Source organism: Mesorhizobium sp. M0159 (assembly GCF_040322295.1).
Classification (GTDB): Bacteria; Pseudomonadota; Alphaproteobacteria; order Rhizobiales; family Rhizobiaceae; genus Mesorhizobium.
The window spans coordinates 14,612-28,290 of the sequence record NZ_JAMYTF010000031.1 but is presented as its reverse complement, the minus strand read 5'-3'; the positions used below and the strand labels follow the sequence as shown (position 1 = coordinate 28,290).

At 63.9% G+C, this 13,679-nt stretch carries 15 protein-coding genes; 8 read left to right on the top strand and 7 right to left on the bottom strand.

Annotation, left to right across the window (positions count from 1 at the left end):
• Nucleotides 1–125: 125 nt before the first annotated feature.
• From NKJ32_RS24780 to NKJ32_RS24760, 5 genes are all read right to left on the bottom strand, one after another.
• Entirely contained in the window at nucleotides 126–824 is a 699-nt protein-coding gene (locus NKJ32_RS24780; protein ID WP_352594411.1) for a DUF2270 domain-containing protein, read from the bottom strand.
• Between the two features lie 56 nt (nucleotides 825–880).
• Nucleotides 881–2,989: a molybdopterin-containing oxidoreductase family protein gene (locus tag NKJ32_RS24775; protein ID WP_352594410.1), complete on the bottom strand. Its 2,109-nt coding sequence runs from the start codon at nucleotides 2,987–2,989 to the stop codon at nucleotides 881–883.
• A gap of 69 nt (nucleotides 2,990–3,058) precedes the next feature.
• Nucleotides 3,059–3,466, bottom strand: coding sequence for an SMI1/KNR4 family protein (locus NKJ32_RS24770; protein ID WP_352594409.1), 408 nt, complete (start codon nucleotides 3,464–3,466; stop codon nucleotides 3,059–3,061).
• 127 nt (nucleotides 3,467–3,593) lie between these two features.
• Complete coding sequence (locus tag NKJ32_RS24765) at nucleotides 3,594–5,471, bottom strand: ABC-F family ATP-binding cassette domain-containing protein (RefSeq protein ID WP_352594408.1); 1,878 nt, start codon at nucleotides 5,469–5,471, stop codon at nucleotides 3,594–3,596.
• A 448-nt stretch (nucleotides 5,472–5,919) separates the two neighbouring features.
• The gene (locus NKJ32_RS24760) at nucleotides 5,920–6,099 is read right to left on the bottom strand and encodes a hypothetical protein (RefSeq protein ID WP_023677659.1); all 180 of its coding nucleotides are present in this window, start codon (nucleotides 6,097–6,099) and stop codon (nucleotides 5,920–5,922) included.
• 132 nt (nucleotides 6,100–6,231) lie between these two features.
• Between NKJ32_RS24760 and NKJ32_RS24755 the strand changes: the two genes are divergently transcribed.
• The 3 genes from NKJ32_RS24755 to NKJ32_RS24745 all read left to right on the top strand — a co-directional run bounded on the left by NKJ32_RS24755 (nucleotide 6,232) and on the right by NKJ32_RS24745 (nucleotide 9,047).
• Entirely contained in the window at nucleotides 6,232–6,405 is a 174-nt protein-coding gene (locus NKJ32_RS24755) for a hypothetical protein (protein ID WP_023677660.1), read from the top strand.
• Nucleotides 6,406–6,498: 93 nt separating this feature from the next.
• Nucleotides 6,499–8,580 carry an ATP-dependent helicase gene (locus tag NKJ32_RS24750; protein WP_352829133.1) on the top strand — a complete coding sequence of 694 codons (2,082 nt, stop codon included), beginning with the start codon at nucleotides 6,499–6,501 and terminating at the stop codon, nucleotides 8,578–8,580.
• 164 nt (nucleotides 8,581–8,744) lie between these two features.
• The gene (locus tag NKJ32_RS24745) at nucleotides 8,745–9,047 is read left to right on the top strand and encodes a DUF982 domain-containing protein (protein ID WP_023677662.1); all 303 of its coding nucleotides are present in this window, start codon (nucleotides 8,745–8,747) and stop codon (nucleotides 9,045–9,047) included.
• A 57-nt stretch (nucleotides 9,048–9,104) separates the two neighbouring features.
• On the opposite strand, the gene NKJ32_RS24740 is transcribed toward NKJ32_RS24745, so the two are convergent.
• Both NKJ32_RS24740 and NKJ32_RS24735 read right to left on the bottom strand, forming a co-directional pair.
• Nucleotides 9,105–9,404: a hypothetical protein gene (locus NKJ32_RS24740; RefSeq protein ID WP_352594406.1), complete on the bottom strand. Its 300-nt coding sequence runs from the start codon at nucleotides 9,402–9,404 to the stop codon at nucleotides 9,105–9,107.
• 14 nt (nucleotides 9,405–9,418) lie between these two features.
• A complete protein-coding gene (locus NKJ32_RS24735; protein WP_254820279.1) occupies nucleotides 9,419–9,931 on the bottom strand; it encodes a DinB family protein in 513 nt (170 codons plus the stop codon).
• Between the two features lie 73 nt (nucleotides 9,932–10,004).
• Between NKJ32_RS24735 and NKJ32_RS24730 the strand changes: the two genes are divergently transcribed.
• The 5 genes from NKJ32_RS24730 (at nucleotide 10,005) to NKJ32_RS24710 (ending at nucleotide 13,645) form a co-directional block, all read left to right on the top strand.
• Complete coding sequence (locus tag NKJ32_RS24730; RefSeq protein WP_352829131.1) at nucleotides 10,005–10,715, top strand: glutathione S-transferase family protein; 711 nt, start codon at nucleotides 10,005–10,007, stop codon at nucleotides 10,713–10,715.
• A 314-nt stretch (nucleotides 10,716–11,029) separates the two neighbouring features.
• The gene (gene bluB / locus NKJ32_RS24725; RefSeq protein ID WP_352829129.1) at nucleotides 11,030–11,665 is read left to right on the top strand and encodes a 5,6-dimethylbenzimidazole synthase; all 636 of its coding nucleotides are present in this window, start codon (nucleotides 11,030–11,032) and stop codon (nucleotides 11,663–11,665) included.
• Between the two features lie 148 nt (nucleotides 11,666–11,813).
• Nucleotides 11,814–12,110: a DUF1905 domain-containing protein gene (locus NKJ32_RS24720; protein ID WP_352680750.1), complete on the top strand. Its 297-nt coding sequence runs from the start codon at nucleotides 11,814–11,816 to the stop codon at nucleotides 12,108–12,110.
• A gap of 245 nt (nucleotides 12,111–12,355) precedes the next feature.
• Nucleotides 12,356–12,778, top strand: a complete 423-nt coding sequence (gene ndk / locus NKJ32_RS24715; protein ID WP_023677669.1) for a nucleoside-diphosphate kinase — start codon at nucleotides 12,356–12,358, stop codon at nucleotides 12,776–12,778.
• A 258-nt stretch (nucleotides 12,779–13,036) separates the two neighbouring features.
• A complete protein-coding gene (locus tag NKJ32_RS24710) occupies nucleotides 13,037–13,645 on the top strand; it encodes a class I SAM-dependent methyltransferase (RefSeq protein WP_352829128.1) in 609 nt (202 codons plus the stop codon).
• The last annotated feature ends 34 nt before the right edge of the window (nucleotides 13,646–13,679 follow it).

Below are 13,679 nucleotides of genomic sequence, written 5' to 3'. Positions count from 1 at the left end.
CGCGCCCGCGGGGACGAAAGCGCAAACCAGCAGTGTCAGGCTGGAACGTGTCGGAGCCTGCCAAGCCATGAAACCCCCATCGCCCAATGCACGTGTCCAACAACGCGCGACAGGGCGTTGCGTTGCTAGACGTGGACGTCACCGAAGGAGAGTTCGCCGTCGTCGCTCTCTGTCAGAAAGGCTGTCACCAGCAGGCCTGCATAGAGGACGGCGACCAGCACGACGATGGCGCCACCAGGAACGGGACCCAGGGCAGCACTGGTGACGGCCTCACGCATCGACCCGACGAAGCCGATGCGGACGCCTTCGGCCAGAAGACTGGGGGTCGACAGTTTGAGGATCCAGGCCAGCAGCAGAATCAGCAGCATGTGGATGTAATTGCGACGCAGGCGGCGCGCCAAAGCCACGCGTTGCGAAATCAGGAATTTCGGCGCGCGCAGGCTCTCGCCGACGATCAACAGCCAATCGGACGCGAAGTCCGGCTGCGGCGAGAATATCTGCGCGAAATAGTGCCGTTCGAACTGGCGCACGCGAGCCCGATAGAAGTCGAAGAAGCGATATCGGCGGGCCTCTATCCACAGCAGCAGCAGAACAAGCAGCATGGCAAACAGCAGCACGCCATGGTGAGCGCTGGCTGTCGAAAGCGAAACGGACAGCATGGCTGCGACAACGGTTATCGCCCAGTTGCTCGTCCGGTCCAGGCGGTCACGCCACCCAGCCATGCGCGCAATCTCGGCGCGATGAAAGTGGGACATCGTGGTTACGAGTTCGCCGGACGACAGTGTCCTTCCGATGGGATCCGGCGCCGGCAACACTTCTGCCATGACAATGCCTCCACCCGCCACGCGAAAACGGCCGGATGGAGATATCGTTCCGACGCTCAATCCGCCGGGCGCAGCCAGACCTTGTTGTCGTGGAAGGCGGCGCCGCCATAGGGCGCCGGCGCATCGGCGCCGGTCAGCACGTTGATGCCCTCGCCGCGCTCATGGGCGCTGTTGGGCCAGATGCCTTCGGCGACTACCACGCCGCGCTTGATGCCGTCGAACAGTTTTGCGTGCAGCACCACTTCGCCACGCTGGTTGCCGACCTCGATGCGGCCACCGTCGGCGACGCCGAGTGCCGCCGCATCATCGGGATGCACGAGCAGCTCCGGCCGGCGCTCTTTTGCCTGCGATACCGGCGTTTCGGCAAAGGTCGAATTGAGGAAATTGCGCGCCGGCGAGGTGGTCAGCCGGAACGGGTGCGCCGCGTCCGCCACCTCGATCAGGTCGACATGGTCGGGGAATTCCGGCAGCCGCTGCACAGGCCCGAAGAGGCCCATGCTTTTCGGTGGCCGGTTGGGCGACGCCTGGCCCGTCCAGTCGGCGCGAAAATGGAACTTCTTGTCGGCATGGCCGAAGCCGTCGAGGAAATGCGCCGCCTCGAAATCCGGCTGCAAATCGACCCATTTCTGCTCTTTCAGGCTCGAAAAGCTGCCCAGCCCGCGCTTGCCCAGGATGATATCGATATGCTGCTGCTCGGTCATGCCGAAGCCCGGACGGTCGGCGACACCGAGCCTCTTGCCGAGCTCCTCGATGACGAAATGGTTGGTGCGCGGGCCTTCCGGCGGGTCGATCAGCTTCGGCCCGAGTGTGATGTGCTGGTTGCCGCCGCCCTTGTAGACGTCGTCATGCTCGAGAAACATCGTCGCCGGCAGCACCACATCGGCGAGCTTGGCGGTGTCGGTCATGAACTGCTCATGCACGCAGGAAAACAGATCGTCGCGCAGAAAACCTTGCTTCACCAGCCGCTGCTCCGGCGCGACATTGACCGGATTGGTGTTCTGGATCAGTAGCGCCGTCACCGGTGGGCCGCCATAGAGCGCATCCTCAGCCCCGGTCAGCACCGGGCCGATGCGCGAATGATCGAGATGACGGATCGCGGGGTCGCGCATCCGTGTGCCTTCGAGCAGTTCCTGGTTGAGCTTGAAGATGCCCGAATTGGTATGGAAGGCGCCGCCGCCCTCATACTGCCAGCAGCCGGTGACCGCCGCGATCGAGGCTGCGGCATGCATGTTGACCGAACCGTTGCGCTGCCGCGAAAAACCGTAGCCGAGGCGGAAATAGGTCTTCTTCGTCGTGCCGACGAGACGGGCGAAGGCCTCGATTTCGTCGACGGAAAGCCCGGTGATGTCAGCGGCCCATTGCGGCGTCCGCGTCTTAAGATGCGCTTCCAGGCCGTGCGGATCGTCGGTGTATTTTTCCAGATAGGCGCGGTCGGCCATGCCGTCACGGAACAGCACATGCATGACCGCGCAGGCCAGCGCGCCGTCGGTGCCGGGCTTCAGCACCAGGCCGAGATCGGCCTGCTTCATCGTTGCATTTTCGTAGACGTCGATGACGACGATCTTGGCGCCGCGTTCCTTGCGCGCCTTGATGGCGTGAGTCATGACGTTGACCTGCGTGACCACGGCGTTGGTGCCCCAGATCACCACGCAGTCGGACTTTGCCATTTCGCGCGGGTCGGGGCCGCGCAGCGCGCCGGCGCCCATCATCCAGCCGGTCCAGGCCAGATTGGTGCAGATCGAACCGAAGAAGCCGGAGTATTTTTTGGCGTGCCTGAGCCGCTCGATGCCGTCGCGCTGCACCAGCCCCATCGTGCCGGCATAGTAATAGGGCCAGACCGTCTCCGAGCCGTATTTTGCCTCCGCCGCGATGAATTTTTCAGCGACCAGATCGAGCGCCGCCTCCCAGCTGGATTCCTTCCAGGCGCCGTCGCCCTTGGCGCCGGCACGGACCCGCGGCTTCAGCAGGCGGTCGGGATGATGGACGCGGTCGGCATAGCGGGCGACCTTGGCGCAGATGACGCCGGCCGTGTAGCTGTTGGATTTGGCGCCATGGACACGGCCGATGCGCTTTTCGTCGAGCAGTTCGACCTCGAGCGCGCAGGTCGAAGGGCAATCATGCGGACAGGCCGAATGGCCGATTTTGAGCTTGGCGTGCTGATTCATGGGAGCAAACTAGCCGGTTGTGATAGCGGCGTGTAGGGCCAGATGGGCGGGCCTACATCCCCCTCTGGGCTATTCGTCGGAAAGGCCGATCAAGTCCAAGAATGCATCAAAGTCCGGCGCAATGGGCCAAACGCTTTCGACAAGATCGATATTTGTCATGTCAAACGCAACGAGCGGATAAAGCCCCACTGTGCGTAGATCGAACGCAATCGCCTCGCCGCCCCCGTTGCTGCCGATAACGAAAAAACCCGGAAAGAACTCCTTGAATGTCCCCTGTTGCTCTATTTCGATCACCTCTTCCGCAGCGTGCAAGGCAAGCCATAGCGGCTGGACTGGCAGGGGGCCCTCACCACCGTTGCTGAAAGAGAGAAGGGCAACATAGCTTTCAGGCAGGACCAAAGGCCCCACGTCCCTGAGTTTCTCGATCGCTTCGTCTGACGCTCCATCTTTTTTGCGCCACTCCCGACCTTCAAGCATCTCATTCACCTCCTACCGCGAACCATTTGGGTATCCGGGAACGTACCCGGCCACATGACCGCGACAGGCTTGAGCAACGCGTCGTAGGCGCGGCATCTCCCCCGCGAGGGGGGAGATTGCGCTCTTCCTACTCCGCCGTGCCTTCCTCGTACTCCGCCGACATCGACAGCCATTTTTCCTCATGGCCGGCCAGCTGTTGCGCAAGTTGTGAGCGCTCCTTGGCCAGCCTTGTCGCGGTCGAGGGGTCCTTTTCGTAGACGGCCGGGTTGGCGAGTTCGTCCTCGATCAGGTCGATGCGCTTGCGGAGGCGGTCCATCAGCGCTTCGGTGGCGCGGATTTCCTTGGCCAGCGGCTCGAAGGCGGCGCGGCGCGCGGCCGCATCGCGGCGGCGGTCGGCCTTCGAGGCTTTGTCCGCCTCGCGCTTGCCGCGGCGGTCGCCGGAGACGCCGGTGACCAGCGTCTTGTAATCCTCGAGATCGCCGTCATACGGATTAACCGCGCCGTCCTTGACCAGCCACAGCCGGTCGGCGGTCGCTTCGAGCAGATGGCGGTCGTGCGAGATCAGGATGACCGCGCCGGGAAAATCGTTCAGCGCATGGATCAGCGATTCACGGCTGTCGATATCAAGATGGTTGGTCGGCTCGTCGAGGATGAACAGGTTCGGCCCCTCGAAGGCCGACAGGCCCATCAGCAGCCGCGCCTTTTCGCCGCCAGACAGATCCTTGGCGGCGGTATTCATCTTTTCGGTGGTCAGGCCGAACTGGGCGACGCGGCCGCGCACCTTGGATTCCGGCGCCTCCGGCATCAGCCGGCGGACATGCTCATAGGCGTTTTCGTCGGGCCTGAGGTCGTCGAGCTGGTGCTGGGCGAAGATTGCTACCTTCAGCCCGGGCGCCACCGTCATGCTGCCGGTCTCCGGCTTCAGCCGGCTGGCCAAAAGCTTGGCGAAAGTCGACTTGCCGTTGCCGTTGGCGCCGAGCAGCGCGATGCGGTCGTCGGCATCGATGCGCAGCGTCATCTTCTTCAGGATCGGCTCGCCCTCGATGTAGCCGACGTTGACGTTGTTCAGCGCAATGATCGGCGAGGCCACCGACTTCACCGGCTCCGGAAAGGAGAACGGCCGCACCGCGTCGTTCACGATCGCGGCGATCGGCTTCATCTTCTCCAATGCCTTGATGCGCGACTGCGCCTGCCTCGCCTTCGACGCCTTGGCGCGGAAGCGCTCGACGAAGGATTCCATGTGCTTGCGCGCGGCTTCCTGCTTGACGCGGCCCTTCTCCTGCAATTCGCGCTGCTCGGTGTATTGACGCTCGAACTGGTCGTAGCCGCCGCGCCAGAAGGTCAGCTTCTTCTGGTCGAGATGGACGATCGAGTTGACGGCGCGGTTGAGCAGGTCGCGATCGTGCGAAATCAGCAGCACGGTGTGCGGGTATTTCGATACGTAGTTTTCCAGCCACAGCGTGCCTTCGAGATCGAGATAATTGGTCGGCTCGTCGAGCAGCAGCAGATCGGGCTCGGCAAACAACACGGCGGCCAGCGCGACGCGCATGCGCCAGCCGCCGGAGAAGGACGAGGCCGGGCGCCGTTGTGCGGCGTCGTCGAAGCCGAGGCCGGCGAGAATGGTGGCCGCGCGTGACTCGGCCGAGTGCGCATCGATATCGGCCAGCCGCATGTGGATGTCGGCGATGCGGTGCGGATCGGTCGCCGTCTTTTCCTCTTCGAGCAGCGCACTCCGTTCAAGATCGGCCTTGAGCACGATCTCGATCAGCGGCTCCTCGGTGCCCGGCGCTTCCTGCGCCACCTGACCGATGCGCGTGTTCTTGGGCAGGCTGATCGAGCCGGTTTCGGAGGCGAGATCGCCGGTGATCGCCTTGAACAAGGTCGTCTTGCCGGTGCCGTTGCGGCCGACAAGGCCAGCCTTGCTGCCGGCCGGCAAGGTCAGTGAGGCATGGTCGAGAAGCAGGCGTCCGGCCATGCGGAGCGAAAGGTCGTTGATGATCAGCATGGCCGGGCTTTTGCACGGGACAACCATGCTTCGCAAGGGCTTGAGCCCCGGTTCGCCGCATAAGGCGCGAAAACCGGCAAGCAAGTCAGCCCGCCGCGCCGCGACTTCCCGCAAAACGCAAAAAGAACCCGCTATCCTGAGGGGGGACAAGGAGAGCGGGCTCTTTCGTGAACGGCGGCCTTGGGAGCGTCCGATCGACATCCAAACACGCAGGAGCCCGGTTTGTTCCTTGGGAAGAACGAACTATGTGATGAACAAATGCTGCTGTGGCCGGCAGGTTTGTCCACAGGGGCGTGCCGTCTGTACGCTATCGACCATGACGCTGCGGAAAGACTCGGCTATCCTTGGATGTGCGGCGGGCCTGATCTCCGCCTGGCCGGCGCCATCAGCTTCCTCCCAAGCGGCGCCGGCCACCTTCCTTGACCGGCGCCGACGCCATTTGAGGCGGTCATTGTTTCGGCGGCGTGCCGGGCTGATCGCCGCCGGTCGTCGACTTCGGCACCGGATTCTTGTCGACCTGCGGGTTCTGATCGACCGTGTCGCCAGGGGCCTTGGTCGGCTGGATATTGTTGTCGCAACCCGCAACAGTCAGAGCTGCCATAAGCAGCAGGATTGAGCGCTTTTTCATCGCAGTCTCCTCTCGCCCGACAACGAGGCGTCGGCGATTTGGTTGCGCGGCCGGTGTCGTTCCCGCATTCGCCAAGGGGCCTGGGAACAAAATGCCGCGTCTCCGGTTGCTGCACAATCAATGGAGGAAGGCATGATCCGTCTGCTCATCGCCGGGGCAATCGTCTATGTTGCCTATCGCGTCGCCAAGAAAGTGATCGACGAGGTGCCCGACGATTTTGATCCGCTGCTGTTGCCACCGCCACAGGACGATCGCGAGGCGCTGCGGCGGCAATCGGCAAGGATGGGCGTCGAGCCCGAGCGTTAGTCGACAGGCCTGCCCGCAAGGCTTCTCGCTCACGGGCCCTATTCCGGCTCCGCAAACCGTTGCGAACAAAGCAGAAACGATGCTTGATGGGCGATGAACCTCGCCGCCCGTGATTCGTCCTTCCAGCCGGCCTATCTGGCGAAGCTCAACGCCGAGCAGAGGCTTGCCGTCGAACATGGCGACGGCAAGATCGCCGGGCCGTTGCTGGTGATTGCCGGCGCCGGCTCCGGCAAGACCAACACGCTGGCGCACCGGGTCGCGCATCTGATCGTCAGGGGTGCCGACCCGCGCCGCATCCTTTTGATGACATTTTCGCGCCGTGCCGCAGCGGAAATGGCCAAGCGGGTCGAGCGCATCGCCGGCGAGGTGCTGGGGCGCGATGCCTCGGTGATTACCGATGCGCTGAGCTGGGCCGGCACGTTCCACGGCATCGGCGCCAGGCTGCTGCGCGATTATGCGCTGGAGATCGGTCTCGATCCGGCCTTCACCATCCACGATCGCGAGGATTCCGCCGACCTGATGAACCTCGCCCGCCACGAGCTTGGGTTTTCGAAGACCGAAGCCCGCTTCCCGACCAAGGGCACCTGCCTTGCGATCTATTCGCGCGCCGTCAACGCACAGGCGCCGCTCGGCGAGGTGCTGGGTTCGGTGTTCCCGTGGTGCGCCGGCTGGGCCGAACAGCTGAAGCAATTGTTCGCCCGATATGTCGAGGCCAAGCAGGCGCAGAACGTGCTCGATTACGACGACCTGCTGCTCTACTGGGCGCAGATGGCCGGCGAGCCGGAAATCGCCGCGCATCTGGGTGCACGTTTCGACCAGGTGCTGGTCGATGAATACCAGGACACCAACCGGCTGCAGGCCTCGATCCTGACGGCCCTCAAGCCCGACGGATCGGGGCTGACGGTGGTCGGCGACGACGCGCAGTCGATCTATTCGTTCCGCGCCGCGGAAGTGCGCAATATCCTGGATTTTCCCAAGCAGTTCGCGCAGCCGGCGGAGGTCGTCATGCTGGAGCGCAACTACCGCTCGACCGAGACCATCCTGGCGGCCGCCAATGCGGTGATCGGCGAAGCTTCGGAGCGTTTCACCAAAAATCTCTGGACCGAGCGCAAATCTGCGGAAAAGCCGAAGCTGGTGAGTGTGCGCGACGAGACCGAGCAGGCGAGCTATGTCTGCCAGGCGATACTCACCGAACGCGAGGCCGGCACCGTTCTCAAAGCACAGGCGGTGCTGTTTCGCGCCTCGCACCATAGCGGCCCGCTGGAGATCGAGCTGACGCGCCGCAACATCCCCTTCGTCAAGTTCGGCGGGCTGAAATTCCTCGATGCCGCCCACGTCAAGGATATGCTGGCCGTGCTGCGCTTTGCCGAAAACCCGCGCGACCGCGTCGCCGGCTTTCGCGTGCTGCAACTTCTGCCGGGCATCGGCCCTTCGGCCGCCAATGCGATCGTCGAGACCATGGCAAATTCGCTTGACGAGACGATGGGGCTTGCCCGCTATCGGCCGCCGCAGCGTGCCGCCGACGACTGGCCGGGCTTTGTCGCGCTCTATAGCGGCCTGCGCGCCGGCGCACAAAAATGGCCGGCCGACATCGAACAGGTCAGGCTCTGGTACGAGCCGCATCTGGAACGTATCCACGAGGATGCAACGACGCGCCGGGCCGATCTCCTGCAGCTCGAGCAGATCGCTTCCGGCTATGCGTCGCGCGAGCGCTTCCTCACCGAGCTGACACTCGATCCGCCGGACGCGACCAGCGACGAGGCCGGCCCGCCGCACCGCGACGAGGATTATCTGATCCTGTCGACGATCCATTCGGCCAAGGGCCAGGAGTGGAAGAACGTCTTCGTGCTCAACACCGTCGACGGCTGCATCCCGATCGATCTCGGCGTCGGCAGCAAGGAGGACGTCGACGAGGAGCGGCGGCTGCTCTACGTGGCGATGACGCGGGCCAAGGACAGCCTGCACCTGGTCATGCCGCATCGCTTTTTCGTCCACGGGCAGGCGGCGCGCGGCGACCGCCATGTCTATGCCTCGCGCACGCGCTTCATCCCGCGCTCGATCCTCGGCGCCTTCGAGCAGGTGGCTTGGGCCAGCGTCCAGGCCCCGGACGATCCGCGCCGCCAGCCGCAGGTGCGTGTCGACCTCGGCGCCCGCATGCGCGGCATGTGGAAATAGGCACCCGCCTCGACGTCGGCGCTGCTCGCCCGGCGACCGCTCCCAGAGCCGGCGAAAAAACAATCCCGGCAACATGGAACCTCGCGCCGTGATCCGCGTTTCTGCCCGACCCCCAGACCGGAGAACGGCGTCCGCCGTGACCTCCGCCCATTCGAGAGGCCAGAATGCACGACAGGACGTTTTCCACCCCGGTCGCCCTAACCGTTGGCGCCGGCTACAAGCGTACGATCGCTTCGTTCTCCGAGATGCACGAATTCCTGACCGAGTTCCCGCCTTCGCGCCGCCGGCTGAGCTATGGCGCCGCGGTGAAGGCCTGCGAGGCGGCACGTGCCGGCGATATCTCGGCCGAAGCGGCACGCGACGCCCTGATCACCTTCGCCGTGACGGCAGGCATCCTCTGGCCGGCCGCCCAGCCGGCAGTCTCGGTCAAGCCGGTCGCCCGGGGCCTCGGCGGCTACGCCGCCTGACAAGACTCTTCGTCATGGCCGGCCGGATTCCGGTCACCAGTGCTGGCCCGGCGGATCCTAAATCAGCTGCCTTCTGATGCTCATCCGGGTGACCGCGGTCACAAGAATGGCGCCGATCATGAAATAGATGGTCGCGACGATGTCGCCCTGGTGGAAATAATAACCGGAGTTGAGAAGCGCCAGGACCACGGCGAAGAACGCCACGAGGCGCAAGGGTTCATTGGGCATGCGTGCCAATTCTCGCTGTTGCTGCTGAATGCTGCTGAAGCGGCCGCCCTCACGACCGTCCGCTCCATAAAATGTTTTGGCGCGTTTTGCAATCTCGGCAGATCGTCCTCTATCCACCGTCCGCGTCACCAGCCGCCCCAGGTTCAGGCGAAAGCCCTGCCCTCCTCGCTGCGCTGGAACATCGTCAGGTCCAGTCCGAGGCTTGGCTTGCCCAGGATGGTCAGGATCGCATGCGCCTGGCCGCGGTGGTGGGTCTGGTGGTTGAAGAAGTGGTCGAGCGCCGGCGCCAGCCGCTGCGAGACGGTGCGCATATCCGAGACGGTCATGTAGGAGAAGCGGCCCGACAGCGCCTTGTCGCTCAGGCCGTCGACCCAGTCGATGATCCGTTTGTCCTCGGCCTCGCGCGCCAGCCGCAAGCCTGGCAAGGCGCGGTGCAGGATCGTGTCGAGCCTTGCCGGCGCGTCGCCCTCGCCGGTGAAGCGTTTCATCCAGATACGGTCGGCTGCCAGGAGGTGGTTGAGCGTTCCCATCATCGAACCGAAGAAGACGCCGACATTGCGGTCGAACTCTTCCTCGTCGAGATCGGCGGCGGCATCGTAGATGCGGCCGTTGGCCCATTGATTGTAGGCCGCAAACATCCTGAAATGCTGTTTCATTTTCTCTCGACCTGCGAGACCCCCTGCGCGGGTCTGTTTCGGCCATAGTTAGACTGCAAGGACGCTGCCGCCAATGACCATTCTGCTCTACGACCTTGTCGGACGCGACGCCGCCCGCCCGTTCAGCCCACATTGCTGGAAGGCGGCGATGGCGCTGGCTCACAAAGGGCTGGACATCACCAGCGTGCCGACCCGTTTTCTTGAAGTGCCGAAGGTGGAAGGCGGCGTCTCGAAGCTCGTTCCGGTGATCCGCGACGGCGAGACGGTGGTCGCCGATTCCTTCGCTATCGCGCTCTATCTCGAGGAGGCCTATCCTGAGCGCCCGACATTGTTTTCCGGCGACGGCGGTAAGGCGACGGCGCGCTTCATCGAACGCTGGTCGCAGCTGACCATCCATCCCTACGTCACCACCGCTGCGATACTGGACCTGCACGCCATGCAGGACGAGGCGAACGCCGCCTATTTCCGGCAGAACCGCGAGCAGCGCTTCGGCAAGCGCCTGGAGGCGGTTTACGCCACCCGCGACGGCGGGCTCGCCGGCTTCCGCGCCTCGCTGGAGCCGCTGCGCTCGATGCTTGGCTATCAGCCCTTCATCGGCGGCCGGTCGCCGCTATTTGCCGACTACATCGTTTTCGGCGCGCTGCAATGGGCGCGCATCGCCACGCCCTACCGGCTGCTCGACGACAGCGATGTCGTGGCGCAATGGTTCGAACGATGCCTCGATCTGCATGGCGGCCTCGGCCGCACGGTCGCGCCGGCAGCGATCGCCCCGCTCGAGAGTTGAAATCGGCAGTTTTCATCGGAGGCGCCACATTTTGTTCTTGCTTTGTGCCGGCAGCTATGCTACTAATCTCGATATGGTGATGATTCGCACCGACGCCCCGCCCGGCTTGCCGAGGCGGGTTTTGTTTTGCCGATCGAGGTCCAACGGCGTTGCCGGCAGGGACGTCGTCCGGCTTTAGCTGAAAGTTGCCAGCCGGCGAAATGCGACAATGCGGGTAGACGAAGTGTCGCTCGAAGCGCCTCATCAGCGCCTGGATCGAAGCAAACAAGACGAACATCCGGCGAACCGGGCAATCACAACAAAGGCAGCGCGCCATGATCGCAAACCCAGATTTCCCGGCCGATTTTCGCGCTGCGCTCGCCAACCTCTTCCTGTGGCGGCGCGACGTCAGGCGATTCAAGCCGACGCCGCTCCCCGATGGAGCGCTAGAGCGGCTGCTCGAGCTTGCCAGCGCCGCACCGTCCGTCGGGCTGAGCCAGCCCTGGCGCTTCGTCGTCGCCGAGAGCGAAGCATGCCGCGCCGCCGTCAGGGCCTGCTTCGAGCGCTGCAACGCGGAGGCACTCCAAAGCTTTTGCGGTGAACGCGCCGCCCTGTATTCGCGCCTGAAGCTTGCCGGCCTGAATGAGGCGCCCTGCCAGCTTGCGGTTTTCGCCGACCGCGCAACCGAGCAAGGGCATGGGCTTGGCCGCCTGACCATGCCAGCCACCATAGACTATTCCGCTGTCATGGCGGTCCACACGATGTGGCTGGCGGCGCGAGCCGAAGGACTAGGCATGGGCTGGGTCTCGATCCTCGATCCGGCCGAGATGGCGACGATCATGGACGTGCCGGCGGAGTGGACGCTGATCGGCTATTTCTGCGTCGGCTATCCCTCGGAGGAACACAGTGTGCCGGAACTGGAACGGGAAGGCTGGGAGGTCCGGCGCGCTTCGATCGTGATAAGGCGGTAGTGCAACCGCGGCGCTACCATCCTCTTTGCGCTCCTCCCTTGCAGGGCAGAATGGATATTCTGGATGATTTTCGCCGATCGTCAGCATCGCCAACAAGACACCATGGCAAAGCCAGTCGTGACGGCCTTAACCTGAGGAAGGGCATAGAATGTTTCGCTACGACATGCAGGCCGAGATCTGGGTCTATCCGGGCAAGGGCGGCTGGCATTTCGTGACGCTGCCGCCGGAGCTTGGAGCCCGGATCAAGACGGCGATGGTGGGGATGGCAAGGCCCTGGGGCTCGCTTGGCGTGGAAGCCGTCGTCGGCCAGACCAGATGGCGGACATCGCTGTTTCCCGACAAGAAATCCGGCAGCCTGCTCTTGCCGATCAAGACCGCGGTGCGGGTCCGCGAAGGCCTCGGAGCTGGCGACACGGCAAACCTGACGATCGAGATGCAGTTATGACGACGTTGGGTCAGGCTGACGACGACGCGCTATAGGGCGGCCAGTCGATCGGACCCAAAGTGAGTACCGGTTTCTGGAAAATCCGATGCTCAGCAAAAAGATGGAGCGGCGGCATGGTTCGACTTGAAAGTCCGCCGCCCCAGCGCAGAAATGCGCGCCGCGCCGGCCTCCCCTTGGCAAGGCGGCGGGCGGCTTGTATAGAGCCCGCCACCCTCAATTCCACTCTCCATCACAAGGACGATCCCATGGCGCTCGAACGCACCTTTTCCATGATCAAGCCGGACGCGACCCGTCGCAATCTCACCGGCGCTATCACCAAGATACTGGAAGATGCCGGCCTGCGCGTCGTCGCTTCGCGCCGGGTGTGGATGAGCCGCCGCGAGGCGGAAGGTTTCTATGCCGTCCACAAGGAGCGTCCGTTCTTCGGCGAGCTGGTCGAATCCATGTCGTCGGGCCCGACAGTCGTGCAGGTACTGGAAGGCGAGAACGCCATTGCCAAGAACCGCGAAGTGATGGGCGCCACCAATCCGGCAAGCGCCGCCGAAGGCACCATCCGCAAGCTGCACGCGCTGTCGATCGGCGAGAATTCCGTGCATGGTTCCGATGCGCCGGAAACCGCCGCGCAGGAGATCAAATACTGGTTCTCGGACACCGAGATCGTCGGCTGAGCCGGCATCCCGAACTCCATCAAAGAGGCCGGCGCAACGCCGGCCTTTTTTGCTGAAGCGCGTCGCGTTCGACCGGCCTCATGCGACGCGCTTTAGGTTTCTTGTCTTGATGCGTGTCGTTATCGCAAAACCGCTGCACACTTTTGCGCGACATGCAGTAGCGGACATTTTCAGCTTCAGGCTCCTCGACGGGTCACGGGTGCGTTAAGCTCGGAGGGGCGGATCAAACGCGGTCCCGACAATGGAGCCGACCAGGCCATGACCAGCACCATTCCCGGTTTCTTCCAAGGCACCGAAATGCCAACCAGCGGCTGGTGGGAAGCGCTGTGGCCCGAGCCTGCCAGTGTCCTGGCGGCAGTCGGCATGAAGCCCGGCACGGACGTGGTCGATCTCTGCTGCGGCGACGGCTGGTTCACGCTGCCAATCGCCAGGGTCGCCCGTCAGGTCATTGCGATCGACATCGATGCCGATCTGCTCGAAGTCGCCCGGCGCCGGCTGGCCGAAGGAGGCGCGAGCAATTGCGAGTTTTTGGCGGGCGACGCCTATGAACTCGCCAGGCTGGTGCCTCAAACCGTCGACTTCGTCTTTATCGCCAACGCTTTCCACGGCGTTCCGGATCGGCCGCGGCTTGCCCGCGCCGTGCGCGCGACGCTTGGCCCTGCCGGTCGTTTTGCCATCGTCAACTGGCACCAGTATCCGCGCGAGCAGACCACGGTCCTGAGCGAGCCGCGCGGGCCAAAGACCGAGCTGAGGCTGTCACCCGAACAGACCACCGCGTCGGTGGAAGCGAGCGGGTTCAAGCTCGCCGAGCTGGTTGATGTGCCGCCCTATCACTATGGCGCGGTATTCAAACTCGCGACGAATTGAGAAATATCGCATGAGATGCGGCATCGTCGCCCGA